Source organism: Terrilactibacillus laevilacticus, assembly GCF_006517395.1.
Classification (GTDB): Bacteria; Bacillota; Bacilli; order Bacillales; family Sporolactobacillaceae; genus Terrilactibacillus; species Terrilactibacillus laevilacticus.
Window position 1 is genome coordinate 96,895 of the sequence record NZ_VDCY01000003.1, and the last position, 19,648, is coordinate 116,542.

General features: G+C 37.6%; 15 protein-coding genes, 1 other RNA gene, 1 pseudogene and 1 other annotated feature. Of the genes and pseudogenes, 2 read left to right on the plus strand and 15 right to left on the minus strand.

Annotated elements, in window-relative coordinates; genetic code table 11:
• Nucleotides 1-25 precede the first annotated feature (25 nt).
• The 11 genes and pseudogenes from ssrS to FG390_RS05445 form a co-directional block, all read right to left on the minus strand.
• Nucleotides 26-213, minus strand: a non-coding RNA gene (gene ssrS, locus FG390_RS05400) — 6S RNA.
• 108 nt (nt 214-321) lie between these two features.
• Nucleotides 322-2,097: an aspartate--tRNA ligase gene (gene aspS / locus FG390_RS05405; protein WP_141190020.1), complete on the minus strand. Its 1,776-nt coding sequence runs from the start codon at nt 2,095-2,097 to the stop codon at nt 322-324.
• 15 nt (nt 2,098-2,112) lie between these two features.
• Entirely contained in the window at nt 2,113-3,375 is a 1,263-nt protein-coding gene (hisS, locus tag FG390_RS05410; RefSeq protein ID WP_141190021.1) for a histidine--tRNA ligase, read from the minus strand.
• Nucleotides 3,376-3,548: 173 nt separating this feature from the next.
• Nucleotides 3,549-3,766: a binding site (T-box leader), on the minus strand.
• A gap of 273 nt (nt 3,767-4,039) precedes the next feature.
• Nucleotides 4,040-4,198: a hypothetical protein gene (locus FG390_RS15730; protein WP_181406388.1), complete on the minus strand. Its 159-nt coding sequence runs from the start codon at nt 4,196-4,198 to the stop codon at nt 4,040-4,042.
• Nucleotides 4,199-4,254: 56 nt separating this feature from the next.
• Nucleotides 4,255-4,710 (minus strand): D-aminoacyl-tRNA deacylase, encoded by a 456-nt coding sequence (gene dtd / locus FG390_RS05415; protein WP_141190022.1) that lies wholly within the window; start codon nt 4,708-4,710, stop codon nt 4,255-4,257.
• A 26-nt stretch (nt 4,711-4,736) separates the two neighbouring features.
• A complete protein-coding gene (locus tag FG390_RS05420; protein WP_141190023.1) occupies nt 4,737-6,917 on the minus strand; it encodes a RelA/SpoT family protein in 2,181 nt (726 codons plus the stop codon).
• Between the two features lie 678 nt (nt 6,918-7,595).
• Nucleotides 7,596-8,108 carry an adenine phosphoribosyltransferase gene (locus FG390_RS05425; protein WP_141190024.1) on the minus strand — a complete coding sequence of 171 codons (513 nt, stop codon included), beginning with the start codon at nt 8,106-8,108 and terminating at the stop codon, nt 7,596-7,598.
• On the minus strand, nt 8,105-10,468 hold the full coding sequence (gene recJ, locus FG390_RS05430) for a single-stranded-DNA-specific exonuclease RecJ (RefSeq protein WP_181406389.1): 2,364 nt from the start codon (nt 10,466-10,468) through the stop codon (nt 8,105-8,107). The genes FG390_RS05425 and recJ overlap by 4 nt, the downstream gene beginning before the upstream one ends.
• 89 nt (nt 10,469-10,557) lie before the next feature.
• Nucleotides 10,558-10,842 (minus strand): LapA family protein, encoded by a 285-nt coding sequence (locus FG390_RS05435; RefSeq protein WP_141190026.1) that lies wholly within the window; start codon nt 10,840-10,842, stop codon nt 10,558-10,560.
• 213 nt (nt 10,843-11,055) lie between these two features.
• Nucleotides 11,056-13,264, minus strand: a pseudogene (gene secD, locus FG390_RS05440) (protein translocase subunit SecD).
• Between the two features lie 75 nt (nt 13,265-13,339).
• Nucleotides 13,340-13,633, minus strand: coding sequence for a post-transcriptional regulator (locus FG390_RS05445; RefSeq protein ID WP_141190027.1), 294 nt, complete (start codon nt 13,631-13,633; stop codon nt 13,340-13,342).
• A gap of 395 nt (nt 13,634-14,028) precedes the next feature.
• On the opposite strand from FG390_RS05445, the gene spoVB reads away from it, so the two are divergent.
• Nucleotides 14,029-15,591 carry a stage V sporulation protein B gene (spoVB, locus tag FG390_RS05450; protein WP_141190028.1) on the plus strand — a complete coding sequence of 521 codons (1,563 nt, stop codon included), beginning with the start codon at nt 14,029-14,031 and terminating at the stop codon, nt 15,589-15,591.
• Here spoVB and FG390_RS05455 read toward each other — a convergent pair.
• Nucleotides 15,588-16,220, minus strand: a complete 633-nt coding sequence (locus FG390_RS05455; RefSeq protein WP_141190029.1) for a YetF domain-containing protein — start codon at nt 16,218-16,220, stop codon at nt 15,588-15,590. The two genes, spoVB and FG390_RS05455, sit on opposite strands and share 4 nt — an antisense overlap.
• Before the next feature lie 390 nt (nt 16,221-16,610).
• On the opposite strand from FG390_RS05455, the gene FG390_RS05460 reads away from it, so the two are divergent.
• Nucleotides 16,611-16,994 (plus strand): TIGR04086 family membrane protein, encoded by a 384-nt coding sequence (locus tag FG390_RS05460; protein WP_141190030.1) that lies wholly within the window; start codon nt 16,611-16,613, stop codon nt 16,992-16,994.
• Between the two features lie 56 nt (nt 16,995-17,050).
• On the opposite strand, the gene yajC is transcribed toward FG390_RS05460, so the two are convergent.
• Genes yajC through queA form a run of 3 tightly spaced genes read right to left on the minus strand, consistent with a single transcriptional unit; the run spans nt 17,051 to nt 19,567 of the window.
• The gene (gene yajC / locus FG390_RS05465) at nt 17,051-17,362 is read right to left on the minus strand and encodes a preprotein translocase subunit YajC (protein ID WP_141190031.1); all 312 of its coding nucleotides are present in this window, start codon (nt 17,360-17,362) and stop codon (nt 17,051-17,053) included.
• Between the two features lie 22 nt (nt 17,363-17,384).
• Entirely contained in the window at nt 17,385-18,524 is a 1,140-nt protein-coding gene (gene tgt / locus FG390_RS05470; protein ID WP_141190032.1) for a tRNA guanosine(34) transglycosylase Tgt, read from the minus strand.
• Nucleotides 18,521-19,567, minus strand: a complete 1,047-nt coding sequence (queA, locus tag FG390_RS05475; RefSeq protein ID WP_141190033.1) for a tRNA preQ1(34) S-adenosylmethionine ribosyltransferase-isomerase QueA — start codon at nt 19,565-19,567, stop codon at nt 18,521-18,523. The genes tgt and queA overlap by 4 nt, the downstream gene beginning before the upstream one ends.
• Nucleotides 19,568-19,648 lie beyond the last annotated feature (81 nt).

The following is a 19,648-nucleotide window of genomic DNA, read 5'->3' on the forward strand; positions in this document are numbered from 1 at the left end:
AAGTATTTATAAGTCATAGAAAAACAAAAGTCCCATTATGTGCCGTCTTCAACAACCGTTGTTTTGAAACCCGCACTCAGCAGGTGGGTGCCCTGTCCCATCATTCATACGTCCTCGTAGTTAAGGCATGTATTCCTGATGAAAACACAAGCTCCCGGATCAAAATATGTTCGGTCAAAACATAGCGGTCTCCAGCGAACACTACAGGACTCTTGTTATTTGAATAAATCATAGCACATGCTATTTAGCATATCAAGGGAACACACTTAGGAAAAATTGGCTATTTTTATGGATTCACTTGATACTCATTTAATGAAATGATCACTTGGTTACTTTAGGTTTGTCTATGTCTAGGCTCAATTCTTTGAGTTGATCTGAACTCACTTCACTTGGTGCATTGGTCAATAAGCAGGATGCGCTTGCTGTTTTTGGGAAAGCAATCGTGTCGCGCAAGTTCGAACGACCAGATAAAATCATCACTAGACGGTCTAGACCCAAGGCAATGCCGCCATGTGGAGGTGTCCCATATTCAAAAGCATCGAGCAAGAAACCAAATTGTTCAGTTGCTCTTTCTTTCGTAAAGCCAAGTGTTTTAAACATTAATTCTTGAATGTCACGTTGATAAATCCGCTGTGAGCCTCCGCCAAGTTCGTAACCATTTAAGACAAGGTCATACGCTTGTGCGCGTACTTCACCAGGTTTTGATTCTAATTTTTCGATGTCTTCCAACATTGGCATTGTAAACGGATGATGTTCAGCAACGTAACGTCCCGCCTCTTCATCATACGATAGCAACGGGAATTCTGTTATCCAAAGGAAACTTAAAACCGATTCGTCGATAAGATCAAGATCTTTCGCTAATTTCACCCGAAGAGCACCAAGGCTGTCAGCAACGACTTTTGCCTTATCTGCAACAAATAATAAAAGGTCGCCATTTTCTGCTTGAGTTTCAGTAGCTATCTTCTCAGCCGTTGATTCATCAAAGAATTTAATGATAGGTCCTTTGAATCCTCCTTCTTCTACTTTGAGCCAAGCAAGTCCTTTCGCTCCGTAAGTGCTAACGAATACCTGAAGTTCGTCTATTGCTTTTCTAGAATAGGCCGCTGCCTGCCCTTTTACATTTATGGCTTTTACTTGCCCTCCTCCGAGTACCGCTTGCTGAAAGACTTTGAATGAGGAATCTTTGACGATATCTGATAGATCCTTCAATTCCATATCAAAGCGAATATCTGGTTTATCACTACCATATCGCGCCATGGCCTCTCTGTGAGTCATTCTTAAGAATGGGGAAGTCACTTTTACCCCTTTAACTTCATCAACGAGTTCAACCATCAGTTGTTCCATCATCGACATAAATGGTTCTTGTTCAAAGAAGGACATCTCGATATCGACCTGAGTAAATTCTGGTTGACGGTCAGCACGCAAATCTTCATCACGGAAACAACGAGCAATTTGATAGTATTTTTCCATGCCTGATACCATGAGTAATTGTTTAAATAGCTGTGGTGATTGAGGAAGGGCATAAAACTCTCCAGGATGTACGCGACTTGGTACTAAGTAATCCCGTGCCCCCTCAGGCGTACTTTTTGTCAAAATAGGCGTTTCAATGTCTAGAAATCCTTTTTCATCAAGATATTTACGGATTTTCTGTGTGATCCGATGTCTCATTTTAAACGTTTCAATCATTTCTGGACGGCGTAGATCCAAATAACGATATTTCAATCGGACATCATCAGCCGTATCGACATGGTCTTTAATAGCAAATGGTGGGGTCTTCGCTTTGTTAATGACCGTCATCTCTTCCACTAGAAGTTCGATCGTCCCTGTGGACATTTTTTCATTAACAGATTGTGGATCGCGTTTAACAATATGTCCTGAAACAGATATGACATACTCACTTCTGACTGTATCAGCAATGATAAAGGCATCCGGAGCCGTCTCAGTATTAATGACAATTTGAACAAGCCCAGAACGATCTCTTAAATCAATAAAGATGACGCCGCCTAAATCTCTTCTTTTCTGAACCCACCCCGCTAATTTAACTGACTTTCCAACATGTGCTTCGGTTAACTCACCGCAATTCTCTGTACGATACATTTATGTCCACCTCATTTAAGAAATATGTTCTTTTATATAGCTCGCTAATTGCTGAATCTCAACTTCCTGTTGATTTCCAGTTTCCATTGTTTTCACGTTAACAACGCCTTTTTCAATTTCTTCATCACCCATAACAACAACGAAAGGCACGTTTAATCGGTCGGCTTGTTTAAACTGTGCTTTGATTTTCCGATCCATGTAATCTTGATCACAAGATATTCCTGATCGTCTCAAGTTATTTAAAATGACGGGAACTTCTTGTTTTGCCCGCTCGCCTATCGTGGTTATAAAGCAATCGATTGGTTTCGGTTGACCAATTTCTACCTTTTCTGCTTGAAGAGCAAGAATAAGTCGTTCGATACTAAGTGCAAAACCAATTCCTGGAGACTCTGGACCACCTAGCTCGCTAACAAGACCATTGTAACGTCCACCGCCCATTAATGTTGTAATGGCACCAAAACCTTCACCCATGACTTCAAACGTTGTGTGATTGTAATAATCAAGACCTCTGACAAGAGTTGGATCAACCACATAACTAATTTCCATGGCATCAAGATATTGACGCACCTTCGCAAAATAGTCTTTAGATTCATCATTTAAAAAATCTAAGATGGATGGTGCCGTACCCATTAGTGGATGATCGTGATCGACTTTACAGTCCAAAATTCGCAGTGGGTTTTTCTCTAATCGAGCTTGACAATCACTGCAAAATTCATTTATCGATGGTTTGAAGTGATTGATTAAGGCTTCTTTATGGGCCTTGCGACTTTCCGGATCACCTAAACTGTTGATCACTAATTTTAATTTTTTTAAACCAAGGCCTTGATAGAATTGCATCGCAAGTGAGATGACTTCAGCATCAATGGCTGGATCCTTACTTCCGATCGCTTCAACGCCAAATTGTGTAAATTGACGCATTCTGCCTGACTGAGGACGTTCATAACGAAACATTGGGCCGTTGTAGAAGAATTTAGCCGGTTGATCAGGAAGACCGTAGCGCTTATTCTCAACAAAAGAACGAACGACTGATGCTGTTCCTTCTGGCCGTAACGTTAGACTTCGCCCACCTCGATCTTCAAATGTATACATTTCTTTTTGTACTATGTCAGTGGTGTCTCCAACGCCTCTTTGAAATAAATCCGTTGATTCAAAAATAGGTGTCCGAATTTCTTGATAGTTGAATAAGTGGCATAATGCTTTAGCGTGTTCTTCAATCTTATGCCATAATTCGACTTGTTCAGGTAATATATCTTGCGTACCTCGTGGGATTTGAATCATCTATTATTTCCTCCTTCATGACTTAAAAAAATAAACATCACCTAGGGTCATAGAAAAGTGAAACTATCTTGACTGCTTGCTAGCTAAAACAACTAGCCACCATTTCTTAGAAAAGAGCCGACCGAAAAAATCTCTTAAATTAAAAAATCCCTTGCTTATCACATCTGTGACAAACAAGGGACGAAAAGTCGATTCGTGGTACCACCCTAATTCAAAGCTTTTAGCTTCCTTCCTCAGTTAACGCCTGATCACGACTCCCCCTACTTTATTCAGGAAAGCACCTCAAAGAGTGTCTTTTCACTAGAACCGATCGGATATGCTCTCAACCTATGACATTCCTCTCTTGTGATCAGTTTAACCCCTAGTTACTTTTCTCTATCATCGGTATTCAGTGTTGTCTTAAAGAGGTTGTTCAAAAATTCACCAAATGATAAGCTGCGAATCTCGGCGCCCGCTTGTTTTTCCGGTCCTCATGTAGTAAAAACCTATATTCCGGTCCTCAAAACAACGCCGCCTTGATCTTCTTGCTTCTAATTTGTTATCTTTTTGAACACGCACTTAAAATAAGTCATTTTTTTTATCATACGAATGTTAACGAGTCTTGTCAAGGGGGGATTAAAATTATCTCCCCTGAAAAAATACCATTTTTATATATTGAATGCCGTTAAAAACGATGACTTTTTCTTTTTATCGCTCTGATATCCTCATATTTATGCTGACATGGATCTATGGTGACGGCGTTATTCTCAACAAATAGGGCCATTTTTTCTATTAGGGAGCCATTGATCCCCATATGATTCATTTGTTTGTCATTACATCGCATAAAAAACGATCCCTTCTTCATTACTTGATAATAAATTAGGATCGCCAAATCAACGGTTATTTAACCACTTTTTCTTTACTTTCAACAATTAACGTAATAGGACCCGAATTAGTAAACGAAACATCCATCATAGCGCCAAAGATACCTGTTTCAACAGGAATCTTTTTCCCTCTTAAGTAATCATTAAAGGCATCATAGAGAGGTTCTGCAACGTTTGGTTTTGCAGCTTCCATAAAATTTGGACGTCTTCCCTTCCGTGTATCTCCATATAATGTAAACTGAGATACTGACAGAATGCTCCCTTTAATATCCATCACGGAATGATTCATTCGCTCATCTTGGTCTTCAAAAATACGTAAACCTGCAATCTTATCTGCTACATACTTTATATCATCTAACGTATCGTCTTGTTTTATACCAACAAGAAGGAGTAAGCCTTCTTGAATTTGGCCAACTGTTTCTTGATTTACGGTTACCTTGGCTTCCGTTACTCGTTGTACTACCACTCGCACGCTTGTCACCTCATAAATCTTTCTCTTTACTGCATCATCCGTTTAACTGAATAAATTTCAGGTATCCGCTTAATTCTTTCAACAACACGTCTTAAGTGACTCGTATTATTGATCGCAATCGTCATATGAATATAAGCGACTTTGTTTTTATCTGCTTTTCCAGATACGGCATTAATCAATGTGTGGGTCTCTGAAACCGTTTGAAGAACCTCATTTAATAACCCATTTTTATCAAAACCGATAATTTCAATATCCACATTATATTGTTTTGATTTCTCGTTAGCAATTTCCCATTCAACTTCGATTAAGCGCTGATTATTCTCTTCGCCATTCACAATGTTTGCACAGTCCACTCGATGAATTGAAACACCTCGACCCTTTGTGATATAGCCAACAATCGCATCACCTGGAACTGGATTGCAGCACTTTGATAATCGAATGAGGACATTGTCTACCCCTTTAACCTTAACACCGGATGTTGTTCTGCGATGATTATTTGTATACGTGCTGACATCCGGAAATGATTTTAGGATTTCCTCAGGATTTGTCTCTTTCTCTTTACGTTCTTTCTCTGTCAAACGTGAGACCAATTGCTTTAAAGGTACGCCATTATAACCGACAGCAGCATAAACTTCATCTTCCGTTGTAAAGCTATATTTACTTGCTACGTCTAATACATTTTCTTCGGTTAAAATTGTTTTAGGATTAAATCCTTGTCCTTTTAGTTCCTTTTCAATCAGTTCTTTCCCTTTGATGACATTTTCTTCACGTCGCTGTCGTTTAAACCATTGTTTAATTTTTGCTTTTGCTTGTGAACTTTGTGCAATCTTGATCCAGTCTTGACTTGGACCATAAGAGTGCTTTGAAGTTAAAACTTCAACAATGTCACCTGTTTTAAACTTGTAATCTAAAGGAACCATTTTTCCATTAACTTTAGCTCCTACCATTTGATTTCCGATTTCTGTATGAATACGGTAAGCAAAATCAATGGGAACAGATCCTGCTGGTAATTCAAAGACGTCGCCTTTTGGTGTAAATACAAACACCGTATCTGAAAAGAGATCAACTTTTAATGATTCCATAAATTCACGGGCATCAACCGTTTCATTTTGCCACTCGAGAATTTCTCGGAACCATGTTAATTTATCCTCAAAATTGTTATTGACGTTCTTTGTCTTACCTTCTTTGTAGGCCCAGTGAGCTGCAATCCCATATTCTGCAATTTCATGCATCTCTTCTGTTCTAATTTGGACTTCTAAAGGATCACCTTTTGGACCAATTACTGTCGTATGAAGTGATTGATACATATTAGCTTTAGGCATCGCGATATAATCTTTAAATCGTCCAGGCATTGGTTTCCAATGTGTATGAATAATTCCTAAAACAGCATAACAATCTTTGATACTTTTAACCACAATTCTTACGGCTAACAGATCATAAATCTCATTAAATTGTTTATGTTGATGAACCATTTTCCGATAAATACTATAAATATGCTTTGGACGTCCCGAAATGTCAGCTTCAATATGAACATCTTTCACCATTTTTCTGACATCTTTGATGACTTCTACAACATAAGCTTCCCGTTCATTTCTTTTTTGCTTCATGAGATTGACAATTTTATAATATTGTTGAGGATTTAAATAGCGTAAAGAGATATCTTCAAGTTCCCACTTTATAGCAGAAATTCCTAATCGATTTGCAAGTGGAGCAAAAATTTCTAACGTTTCATTTGCTTTTTGAATCTGTTTTTCTTTTCTCATGTACTTTAACGTCCGCATATTGTGCAAGCGATCCGCAAGTTTAATAAGGACACAGCGCAAATCACGTGCCATGGCTACGAACATTTTCCGATGGTTTTCCGCCTGTTGATCTTCTTTTGATGTAAATTCAAAATGTCTAAGTTTTGTTACACCGTCGACAAGAAGAGCTACTTCATCACCAAATCGTGCTTTTATATCATCAAGCGTTACAGCTGTATCTTCAACCACATCATGGAGAAATCCTCCAATAATTGTTTTTACATCCATGTTCAGTCCAACTAAAATTCCAGCCACTTCTACTGGATGATAAATGTAAGGTTCACCAGACTTTCGATATTGTCCAGTGTGCGCTTTATTTGCATATTGATAAGCCTCTTCTATTTCATCCACATTTTTTTGACTTAAATAGGTTTTGGCCTTATCTAATATTTCTTCAATTGTCATATACACATCACCTTATAGGAAACTTTGGAAAAACATCATTTTTCTGTCTTATTATTTACTGTATAATAAGAATCTTAATTGCTTAGTGAACCACTTCATCGAATAGATGGTTTTATTTAAAGAGGTTGTTCAAAAAGTCACCAAATGATAAGCCACGAACCTCGGCGCCCTCTTGTTTTTCCGGTCCTCATGTAGCGGATACAAGAGGGTCGCTGGCTAAAATCGCTCACGTCCTGTGGCTGGCGCCTGAAGCTACCACATCATGTGGAATGCCGGTCCTCAAAACAGCGCCGCCTTGATCTTCCGACGCCCAGGACGGGCAAGTAACCCTTTTCGTTTGTCGCCTTTTTGAACATGCACTTAAAGCAAGAAGATTCAATAAAAATTTAATTAAAACTATGGATTGCTATGATCAACTAAAAATCATAGAAAAGAGTCAAATGATAAATGGACTTCCTCTTTCAGTCGCTATCAAAAAAACAGACTTCATTAAAAATTTGATAATATATTGTTTATATTATCAGAGAAAATAGTATAATTGTAAAGTTTTTTCCTTGATATTGCTTTATAATATTTTCCAGGAATGAATTAGACAACCTTTTAACAAATACTCATCAAATGAGTAAAATAGTGCCGAAAAGAGTGCTCTAAGTTAGAGCACTCTTTTTGCTTTACGACTTAATTTTCCATTAAAGTAAATATATCATAATTTTGAAGTTTTTCTCTACCATTTAAATCGGTTAATTCGATTAAAAAGCAAAGACCAACCACAATACCACCTAATTTCTCGACAAGTTCAATCGTTGCTGAGATGGTGCCACCTGTTGCTAATAAATCGTCAGCAATAACCACTTTTTGGCCAGGTTTTATAGCGTCTCGATGAAGACATAACACATCTTCACCGTATTCTTTCCCATATGTAGCTTCAACTGTTTCTCGAGGTAACTTCCCTTTTTTTCTAACTGGTACAAAGCCAATCTTTAATGATGTTGCAATTGGACACCCTACAACAAATCCTCTTGCTTCTGGTCCAACAATGACATCCGCATGTAAACGATTAGCGTAAGTCGCAAATTCTTCGATAGCAGATTGATAAGCTGGGCCATCTTGAAGCAATGGGGTAATATCTTTGAAAATTATGCCTTCCTTCGGAAAATCTTTAACAATCGCAATATAATCCCTATAATTCATATGTTTATGGTCTCCTTTTCGGAACTATCTTGACAAAGTCTACTATCAAACCAGTCTTTCAACGATATATATGAAGAATAGCTAAAGAGTTCTTCTACTTTGATTAGTTCACTATGACGCTGATAATATTTAGACTCCGTTAGAGGTTTCTTTTGAGGTTCCTTGTTTTTTGTTAGGAAGCCTTTTTCTATTTTAACAAAATCTAAATCAAAAAACACGTTGATCATGAATTTCAATGTGGAAAGTGACCAACCTTTATATTTTGCCATTCGTTCTATCGTACCATTCAATGGAAACCGTTCTTCTTGACTGATATAAGCATATAGCCATTTAAACTGATCACGCGAAGGTAAAGCTGAAAAATAATGTTCCTCTTTGTGATGAAAAACAGCATATATTCTTTCTACACCGTTTGCCCAAAGGACTAAATCTTCCATTTGCTTTTGGCTGTCAGGAAGGTCAAGTATTACTAAGTACTTCCCTTGTTTCGAGGGCGTCTCTTTCTCAGCTAATATATCAGTCATCGTGATAATTTCTTCTGAATAATCCTGCAAGCCCATTTCATTTATTGATTTTTTATCAAAAACCAAACAGATTCGCTTTTCAGTAGGTAATTCTTGGAGACGCTGATGGATTCGTTGTTCATTACGCCAATCAAACAGTTGCCATTCATCAATCTTCAAGTCACGAATCATAAACTGTGGTTTTCTAAACCCGTTCCATTCATTAATGGTTAATTCACCGATGGCAGATACATCGGCGATCGGTGAGATCTCAGTCGAAATTTCGCCTAATCCGAAACCAATCCCATCTAGATTTGCCTCGACTCCATTAAAAACACATTTTAAATGATTTTTTGCCTTACCAATGGTTCTCAATTGTGCTATTTTCGTTTGCTCAAGTTGAAAAAAAGGTTTGGGATTACTAACACCAAAAGGACTTAGTTTATCGATCAACGTAATTAAGTCAATATTAATATCCTCTACTCGAAGACAACAATCAATATCTACCTGTGGAATTAACATGTCACTTGTTAAGACTTGCTCTGCAAAATCATTCATTTTACGCATGAGCTCATTTATTCGGCATGCTTGAATCGTCATCCCTGCCGCCATTTCATGACCACCAAACTTTTCAAAGAGGTCACCACAAGAACTTAGTGCTTCGTACAGATTGAATCCAGGAATACTTCGAGCTGACCCTTTTGCTAATCCTGTTGTTTCATCGATACTAAGGACTAGAGTTGGACGATAAAATTTCTCCACCATTCTTGATGCAGCAATACCTATAACACCTTCATGCCAGCCTTTCCCTGCTATGACAAATACCTGTTGATGTTTTGCCTGCTGCTTAATAGCCTCTATTTCTGCCTGAACTGTAATTTCATCAACGGCTGCTTTTCTTTCGATATTTAATTCATCTAATTTATGAGCTATCTCATCCGCCTCAGTTGCTTTATCTGAAAGCAATAGTTCAACGGCTATTTTGGCATGTGCCATTCGACCAGCCGCATTTAACCTTGGCCCAATGCCAAAACCAATGCTGTCACTATCACATCCATCTTCAAACCCACAGACTGACCTGAGAGACTCGATCCCATGAAATGTCCCGCCATTGATCTGTTTAATCCCTTCCTTAACAATCCATCGATTTTCATCGGTTAATGGAACAAGATCACTAACCGTTCCAACGGCCGCCAAGCTAAGCAAATTCTCTGGAAGTCGTCCATATAGCCCATGTACAAGTTTTAAAGCAACCCCAACTCCTGCAAGTGACGAAAAAGGATAAGTACATGTTGTTTTTTTAGGATTAAGAATACAATAGGCTTCAGGTAAAACTTCTGGAGGTTCATGGTGATCTGTGACGATATAATCAAGACCAAGTGATTTTGCAAAGAGAGCTTCATCACAAGCCGCAACTCCTGTATCTACCGTGATGATGAGTTTGATTCCATCTTTAGCAGCTTTTTGTATAGCCGGTTTATTGGGTCCATAACCTTCTCGAAAACGATCAGGTACATAATACGAAACATGAGCCCCTAATTGTTTCAAGCCTCTAACTAAAAGGGCTGTTGAAGTCACCCCATCCGCATCATAGTCGCCAAAGACTAAAATAGGCTCTTCTTCTTTAATGGATTGATGGATTCGATCAACAGCCTCTTTCATACCGTTCATCAAGAATGGGTCATGGTACATTGAAGCTGGATTATCAAGAAATCGTTTTGCTGCATCGACTTCTGTCATTCCACGAGCAAATAACAACTGTCCAATAATCGCAGGTACCTGTAATTCATTAGCAAGCTTATTTGCTTTGATTTTATCGACTGTTTTGATATTCCATTTTGCACGTGAAATAAGCACGTTTTCATCCACCTTTACTTCCAAATAACAAGTTTCATAAATAACCATTCTAAAAGAGGTTGTTAAACACTTTTACGCGTGAAACATTCTTAATCTTCTTGATCCTCGACTGGTTCATCAGTCTTGTCTTGAGATAAATATGATCTATTCTTTAACTGTCGAATCTTTTTTTGCAATTGAATAATTCGAAGAGAACTGATGATGCCAACGAGTAAGGCCCCAATAAGTAAAGAGCCGATGATCACAACAATCAATGGTAAGTCGACCATACCAAATAGATAGTTTACAGAAACAGGATCAACATTTGCAACTGACAAGAGCGCGATGATTAATACAAGAATTAATACAAATAAAATCCGCCATTGTTTATTCATTGTATCACGACCTTTCGGCATATTAGTGATAATTAAATTGTAATATTTACTTGATTCATTTCTAAATACAAGTATCTCTAAATAGATGATAAATTGTGGAATAGTTATGATTTACTTAATTTATTTCTAATCCAAAGTTTACTAAAATGGGAAAACAAAAAAGCGGTAAAATACATGCCGCCTTTTTGTCCATATCTTTCCTCTACTTTTTACTTAAGATTGAGGTTGAATGGTTCTTTTTTTCTTTCTTTTTGCGAGATGTTTTACTTTAAGCACGGCCCATAGTGGACAAGCAATAAAGATTGAAGAATACACACCACATAGAAGACCAACAAATAAAGCAATCGTAAAGGTACGAATCGATTCACTGCCAAAAATTAGCAAAGTAATAACCGGGAAAAGAACCGTTAAGACCGTGTTAATGGATCGAGTAATGGTTTGGTGAATACTTTGGTTTACAATATGACCAAAGTCTTCGAGTGTCGACAACCTTTTCTTACTTAACTTTATGTTTTCTCGCACACGGTCAAATGTAACGATCGTATCATTGATAGAATAACCAATGATTGTTAACACGGCTGAAATAAACAAGATATTCACTTCAATGTGCAATAAACTAAATACCGTAATAATAAAGAAGGCATCATGTATCAACGCAATGACAGCCGTTAAGCCTTGTAAAAATTCAAAGCGAATCCATACATAGGCAATAATGAACAACGAAGCTATAATCACCGCATAAAGCGCTTTTTTCGCAAGATCACGTCCAACTTGAGGTGATACGGTACTCATACTAACATCCACATTCCCAAAGTCTTGTTTTAAGCGATCGCTAATGCTCGCTGATTGTGTCCGGTTTAATTCCTTATTTAATCGAATCGTTGTTACTTGATTATTTTGTCCAGATTGAACCGTTTGTTCAGTCTGATATCCCAAATCTGACATTGTTTGTTCAACTTTTGTCAGTGGTAAAGCTTTGTTTGCTGTTACATCAATACGTGTTCCACTTGTAAAATCAATGCTTAAATTTAATTTAAATATGAACAAGGAAAGAATCCCAAGTAACGTTAAAACAATTGATATCGTAAAAAATATGTTGCGGTGTTTAATAAAATCAAAATGTTTAAGCATCATGAACATCACCCTTTTTTACACCGAGTAATCCTGGTTTTTTATCTAACGCACGTCCATGAACCCATAGACCTAATAACCATCTTGCGCCAAATACTGACGTAATAAATGTAACGACGTTACTGATGATGAGCATGATGGCGAAACCTCTAACCGCACTTGTTCCAAATACAAATAACACAGCAGCGGCAATGATGGTTGTTAAGTTGGAGTCTAGAACCGTACTGAATGAACGGTGATTCCCCGCTCTAAACGCAGATAGGACGCTCTTACCACTCCGAAGTTCATCCTTTATCCGCTCGAGAGTGATGATATTGGCATCAACAGCCATCCCTATCCCAAGGATCAAAGCTGCTATACCAGGTAACGTTAATACAGCTTGAAGCCCGACAAAAACAGCGATAACGGCATAAATATATGCACACAATGTAATATTAGCTATTAACCCGCCAAAACGGTAAAAAACGAGCATGAAAAGGAAAATAATAGCTACCCCTATTGTTCCTCCATACAGAGTTTGAACCATTGAGTCTTTACCAAATTGTGGACCTACAGATTGTGAATAAATTTCATCCATTTTAACTGGTAATGAACCAGCATTTAATAGTTCCGCTAAATTTTTAGCTTCTTGTGTTGTGAAATCACCTTGGATCATCACATTTTTCCCTAGTTCCTCATCTACTCGGGGAGCGGAAATATAGGCTGGTTTCGCCTTTTTCGATTCTTCTTTATAGGTTTGACCCTTGTGCCAATCAAGCCAAATAACAAGAACATTATCCGGGATTGTTTTTTTCATTATTGTACGTGTGACTTGTTCCATTTTTTTAGAACTCTTCAATTGCAACGTAACAATGGGCTGGTTGGTCGTATTCTGAAATTCCATTTTGGCTTTTCCAGGCTCTAGTTCTGACCCATCAATCATCAATTTGTCATTTGAATCTCTAAATGTAAGATTGGCTGTTGTTGACAACAATTTTCTTGCACTTTTTTCATCTTTAACGCCTGGTAGCGCAACACGAATACGGTCATTGCCTTCAATTGAAATGCTTGGCTCACTAACGCCAATCACATTAATCCGCTTTTCAATAGCGGTAACCGCATTATGTAATGTACCTGATGTAATTTTATCTCCCTGTTTTAATGGTTTTACTTGATAAAGAACTTCAAAACCGCCTTTTAAATCTAGTCCAAGTTTAATATTATTGACAATAGGTTTAGCTGTGAGCCCAATAACAATCGCCAATACGACTAGAATTACAAAAAAGGAAATGATCCTTCCTTTTTTAACCATGCTTCACTTACTCCCTTCTCAATAAACCATCTCGTACTTTTTTATAAACATTCACCATGTTATTAACATAGCCAATTAATTAAATGACGAAAATAAATCATCATTCAATTGGATCTCTGTTCCTTTAAACATATCGATACGTAGTTTATTCATGTAATCATTTACAGACAAAGACATCACATGATTGACTAATTGATATAGTCTTGAAGGCTTGTCCGCTTTTTTCTTTTCAATAGTAAATAGGACAAAGTCCCATAGATCATCTATTGATAAGCGTTCTATTCCTAATAATTGAAATTCCTCATGCTTGCTTTTAAGAAATGGTTCTATGTATTCACGCATCTCGACATAATTAAAGTTCTCAGACATCGTTCTATCACTCCCATAAAACCTATCATAGCATAATACGACATGTTAATAAAACAGAAAATAGGGAACATAAGGGAAAAACATTTATCCCGCCTTAACGGGCTGTAAGACCCCCACCTTAAGTTTCTGGGTATTCAAAGGAGATTGGCGTGGGATCAACTGCCCGTAAAGGTCCGATTGGTTCAGGCTTTCAATCAGTGGGGGATGACGCAGGCTAAAAACCAGGCGTCCTGTCACAACGCCTGCACTAGCACATCCTGTGCGTCGAAAACCCCCACTGATGGAAGTTTCACTTTATCAAACAATGCTTGTCATGCTTTGTCCACCCTTTTGCATATATATCTAATTAATAGACACTAACTTTGATGGGATCATTATGTAAAGGCGGGAAAAGCATGTCAAAACAATCCTTCTTAAAAGGTTCATTCATACTCATGCTAGCAGGTTTGGTTACGAAAATTCTTGGAATGATAAATAAAATTATACTCGCTCGTGTTATTGGGAATGAAGGCGTTGGAATTTATATGATGGCTTACCCAACACTTTTATTAACTGTAACACTCACTCAATTGGGACTCCCAGTTGCTATTTCAAAAATGGTAGCAGAAGCAGATGTACTAGGAGATAAGCAGAAAATAAAGCGAATCCTAGTCGTTTCGTTTACCATCGTAACCGTTCTCTCTATCGTACTCGCTACCGTCATGGTTATTCTTGGACCATTGCTCTCACACACAGTCTTTACTGACTCACGTACCCTGTATCCATTAATCGCTATTAGCCCAGTTATTCCAATCGTGGGGATAGCTTCTGTTTTAAGAGGTTACTTCCAAGGGATACGCCATATGACTCCTTTTGCTTTCTCTGAAGTGATCGAACAAATTGTCCGTATTTCTCTTGTTGCATTTCTAGCGACTATTCTGTTGCCATATGGCATTGAGTATGCGGCAGGTGGTGCGATGATTTCAGGTGTTATTGGCGAATTAGTCTCACTTCTTTATATGCTTTCGATGTTTAAAAAAAATATTGGTAAACCAATCAAGATTGACTATATCAAAACATTAAAAAGTGGAAAAAAAACTTGTCGAGAGTTAATGGACATTGCTTTACCGTCTATGGGAAGTAGACTTATTGGTTCCATTTCAAGTTTTCTAGATCCGATTATTACCGCACAAAGTTTATTTATAGCGGGAGTGTCAACCGTAGTCGCAACAAAGCAATATGGTGAGCTTGCAGGTTATGTCATTCCATTTTTAACATTACCAAGTTTTATCACCCATGCCCTCTATGTGTCATTAATTCCGACCATTAGCGAGGAACACGCAAAAAAAAATTACCATATTATTCATTTCAGATTGAATCAAGCGTTAAAAATGTCGATGTTATCCGGAGGCATTTCAATTGTTATTTGTTATGTATTTGCTGAACCACTCATGGCCCTTTTGTATCATTCACCTGAGTCGAGTCATTATGTCTATCTTATGGCACCCTTTTTCATTGTCTTTTACCTTCAGGGGCCTCTCCAAGCTGTCTTACAAGCCTTAAATCTTGCCAGAGCCGCGTTAATTAATAGCTTTATAGGTGCAGTTGTTAAGCTTGTCATGATTTGGGCTCTTGCATCAAAACCCGAGTTTGGAATTAATGGAGTTGCTCTTGGGATCGTCATTAGTATGCTTCTTGTTACCTTATTACATTTGGCTACAGTCATCAAAGTCATTGGTTTTTCACTCGAAACGATGGATTTTATCAAAGAAATGTCGATTATTATTGCGTCGGGAATGCTGGCAACTTATCTGTTAAATTCCGTTTTTACAGATTGGTCCATGCTACCGCGGACATTAACCTTGATCTTTATTGTATTTGCTTTTTATCTCTTATTGGCATTTTGGCTAGAGCTTATATCAAGAGAAGAGTTATCCAATCTGCCTATCATCGGCAAATGGATTAAAATTGAGGATTAATCGGGATTAAGATCCATATAAAAAGTCCCTTTGTCATCCATAACTAGATAGGCTATTTCCTTTATATCTCTATAACCAAGTTTTCTAAGTTCTTGCCTGAGCCATAAAGGGGTCTGATGTATCTTTTTCAAATTGTCTTCTTGAACTTTTCCATTGATAATGAGAGGAAAAGGCATTGTATCTTGCTGTTTATTGGATGATTGATGAGTATTTGGAGTAATCAATAATTGACCATTTGGTTCAAGTATAGCAAATTCAACATCTTGAATATTTCTGATATTATGACGTTGCAATTGAGTCATTAAATCGTCAAAAGTCATTTTCCGACGTGAAAGTTCTTTCGAATTAACTTCTCCATGATCAATTAGAACAGTTTCTTTAAAAACTATTTTTTTTGAGAAAACGAAAAGGATCACACTGTGTAAAAGAATAATGATAAAAATAGGTACAATCATCGTGAGAAGGGGTTGTAATGGGTTTGTTATGGAGATGATGGCAAGTTCTGCAATCATTAAAATCATAACTAGATCCAACAATGAGCAATCTTTTAACTGTTTTTTACCTGAAAAACGAATCACAATAGCGATCATAATAAACATAAAAACAGTTCTTAAAATGATTGTAGGCATGTTAGATCTCCTTTCTCTTAACTCGATGATATTCAAACATTAGTATGAGCAAGTTATGAGTGATTCATGTACGCATTTTGTCTTGAAACATTTTGTCCTCATTAATTTTTGTTTAAGATTCTATTTATGACAAGCTAGAAATAAGATGTAATAAAGTGAAACTTCAATGAGTGGGGGTTTTTCGACGCACAGGATGGCAAGTAGCAGGCGTTGCGACAGGACGTCGCGTTTTTAGCCTGCGTCATCCCTTACTCATTGTTAGTTGAACCAATCGGGCTTTTACGGGCAGTTATCCCCCACCTAGGAATGCTCGTTTACACTCATTACCTTGAGGTGGGGGGTCTTACTGCCCGTTAATGCGGGATAAAACTTGTTTCGAGGTGAAGTTAAATGTCAAAACGTTTTATTACTGCCGCTAGCTACGGAACCATTGGATCATTCATTGTTATCCTATTTTGTGCCCTAGGATTATCGACTATACTTAGATTTACATCGGCTACAGAAGAATCCATTTCAATGGCTCCAATGATTATTTCATTTGCAGCATTATTTATTGGCGGCGTTATTGCAGGGACTAAAATGCAGGAAAAGGGCTTAATTATTGGCGTAGTTACAGGAGTTAGTTATTGTGTGCTCGTCCTTTTAATCCAGTTTCTTGGATATAATCACACGGGATGGGCAGGTAAATTTCTTTATTATGGTGAAAATATTATTGCGTCAACCATTGGTGGAATTATAGGAGTGAATTTTTTCTCGCGTAGCTATAAAAAATAACCTTATTTAAAAAAAGGGCTGCCTTTTATCAACTTTCGATAGGCAGCCCTTTTACATTACTTTTCTGATTTATCTTCTTTTTTTTCTTCGACTTTTTCAACAACTTCTTTCTTAGCTGTTGATTTAGAAACTTCGCGAATGGCTCCACGGTCGAATGTAAGACGTGTATTTCCTGCTTTAAGTACAATTTCAGCGTCAGTAATGGAATCAATTGTTCCATGTAAGCCGCCAATGGTGACGATTTTGTCTCCTTTTTGTAAGCTTGATTGCATTTGACGCGTTTCTTTTGTTCGTTTCATCTGTGGTCTGATTAATAGAAAATAAAAAATCGCAACAAACACAATTAACATAATAATTTGTGTAGGCATAGCCTTAATTCCTCCTTATGTATTAAAAGTTTTTGGCATTTGGTTTATTAAAGCCGTATGATTCAAAGAATTCCTCCTTAAAATCAAGCAGGCGATCTTCCCAAATAGCAGCGCGTACACGCTCCATTAATTTTATCAGAAAGTAGAGGTTATGGTAAGAGGTTAAACGAAATCCAAATGTTTCGTTTGCCTTTACCAGGTGTCTGATATATGCTCTTGTATACGTTTTACAAACATGGCAATCACAGTTGTGATCGAGCGGTGTAAAATCTTTTGCATATTTAGCATTACGAATAACAAGTCGCCCACTGCTTGTCATGCAAGTCCCGTTACGTGCAATACGCGTTGGTAAAACGCAATCAAACATATCGATTCCTCGTATAGCCCCGTCTATCAGTGAGTCTGGCGATCCAACTCCCATAAGATAACGCGGTTTATCTGAAGGTAATAATGGAGTGGTATATTCAAGTATACGATTCATAATGTCTTTAGGTTCCCCAACAGATAAACCACCGATCGCATAACCAGGAAAATCAAGAGAGGTAAGTTCAGATGCAGATTGTTTACGTAAGGCTTCAAACTCCCCACCTTGAACAATACCAAATAATGCTTGCCTATCAGGATTTTTATTCGCTGCAAGACATCTTTCGGCCCACCTGCTCGTCCGTTCAACAGAATCTTTCATATAATCATATGTTGCTGGGTATGGTGGACATTCATCAAATGCCATCATAATATCTGATCCTAATGAATTCTGAATAGCAATGGATTTTTCAGGACTTAAGAAAAGTTTTTCGCCATTTAAGTGGTTACGAAAATGAACGCCTTCTTCTTTTATTTCACGTAAATCACTCAAACTAAAAACCTGGAATCCACCAGAATCTGTTAAAATACCTTGATCCCAATTCATAAATTGATGAAGACCACCCGCTTCTTCAACAATATCTTCCCCCGGCCGTAGCCAGAGATGATATGTATTACTTAAGATGACACCTGCTCCCATCTCTTTTAGTTCTTCAGGGCTCATTGTTTTAACGGTTGCTAGAGTTCCAACCGGCATAAACATCGGTGTATCAAATGTACCATGTGGTGTATGCAATTTTCCAAGTCTCGCCCCAGATTGCTTACAAACCTTAATTAACTCATAAGTTACAGCACTCATACTTTCCTAATCCCTTCTGTAATAAACATCGCATCTCCAAAGCTGAAGAAACGGTATCTTTCTTTGACGGCGACTTGATAAGCGTGTAAAACAAAATCTCGCCCCGCAAACGCACTAACAAGCATGACCAAAGTTGATTTTGGTAAATGAAAGTTTGTAATCATGCCATCAATCGCAAGATAAGTATAACCTGGATAAATAAAAATATCCGTCCAACCTGAATCTGTTTGAAAGGTTCCATCAAATTTAGCTGTAATGGTTTCTAATGTCCGTATAACTGTTGTTCCTACGGCAATAATTCGATAACCCGAAGCTCTTGTTTGTTTCAGCAAGTTAGCTGTTTCCTCCGACATTTGATAGAATTCAGCATGCATTTTATGTTCTTCAATGTGATCCACTTTTACAGGTCTAAAAGTACCAAGACCAACATGTAGTGTGATATAGGCGATGTTGACCCCTTTTTCTTTTATTTTTTCAAGAAGTTCTTCTGTAAAATGAAGTCCTGCGGTAGGTGCCGCAGCTGAACCCCGATGTTTTGCATAGACCGTTTGGTAGCGTTCACTATCTTCTAATGTTTCTCTTATATACGGTGGTAGTGGCATTTTGCCAAGTTCGTCGAGAATTTCATAAAACACACCTTCATACGAAAATGTCATCAGACGTCTACCTTCATCTAATTCCTTTGTACATACGGCTTTTAACTTTCCATCACCAAAGGATATGGCAACATCAAGATGCACACGTTTCGCTGGTTTGACTAGACATTCCCACGTATCCCCTTCAACTTGCTTTAATAACAAAATCTCAATATGAGCCCCTGTCTCTTCTTTTTGACCAATAAGGCGTGCCGGAAGGACTCGAGTATCATTTAAGACGAGACAATCTCCTGGATTAAGATAATCTATAATATCTGAGAAATGATGATGTTGTAATGATTGTTCATTTGGATTTAGTACCATTAATCGAGAAGCTGCTCGATCTTTTAACGGGGTTTGAGCAATTAATTCTTCAGGCAATTCATAATCAAATGATGAAACATCCATAGTTTAAGACACACTCTCTTTCAAAAATTAAACAATTAAAATTTATGTTTATGGTAAACTCATTTTGACTTAGATTCTATT

Excerpts from the sequence above, each read along its gene's own strand:
- aspS (WP_141190020.1), bottom strand. The coding sequence starts at position 2,097 with ATGTATCGTACAGAGAATTGCGGTGAGTTAACCGAAGCACATGTTGGA.
- hisS (WP_141190021.1), bottom strand. The coding sequence starts at position 3,375 with ATGATTCAAATCCCACGAGGTACGCAAGATATATTACCTGAACAAGTC.
- FG390_RS15730 (WP_181406388.1), bottom strand. The coding sequence starts at position 4,198 with ATGCGATGTAATGACAAACAAATGAATCATATGGGGATCAATGGCTCC.
- FG390_RS05420 (WP_141190023.1), bottom strand. The coding sequence starts at position 6,917 with ATGACAATTGAAGAAATATTAGATAAGGCCAAAACCTATTTAAGTCAA.
- FG390_RS05425 (WP_141190024.1), bottom strand. The coding sequence starts at position 8,108 with ATGAATTATAGGGATTATATTGCGATTGTTAAAGATTTTCCGAAGGAA.
- FG390_RS05435 (WP_141190026.1), bottom strand. The coding sequence starts at position 10,842 with ATGAATAAACAATGGCGGATTTTATTTGTATTAATTCTTGTATTAATC.
- FG390_RS05445 (WP_141190027.1), bottom strand. The coding sequence starts at position 13,633 with ATGTCTGAGAACTTTAATTATGTCGAGATGCGTGAATACATAGAACCA.
- spoVB (WP_141190028.1), top strand. The coding sequence starts at position 14,029 with ATGTCAAAACAATCCTTCTTAAAAGGTTCATTCATACTCATGCTAGCA.
- FG390_RS05455 (WP_141190029.1), bottom strand. The coding sequence starts at position 16,220 with ATGCCTACAATCATTTTAAGAACTGTTTTTATGTTTATTATGATCGCT.
- FG390_RS05460 (WP_141190030.1), top strand. The coding sequence starts at position 16,611 with ATGTCAAAACGTTTTATTACTGCCGCTAGCTACGGAACCATTGGATCA.
- yajC (WP_141190031.1), bottom strand. The coding sequence starts at position 17,362 with ATGCCTACACAAATTATTATGTTAATTGTGTTTGTTGCGATTTTTTAT.
- tgt (WP_141190032.1), bottom strand. The coding sequence starts at position 18,524 with ATGAGTGCTGTAACTTATGAGTTAATTAAGGTTTGTAAGCAATCTGGG.
- queA (WP_141190033.1), bottom strand. The coding sequence starts at position 19,567 with ATGGATGTTTCATCATTTGATTATGAATTGCCTGAAGAATTAATTGCT.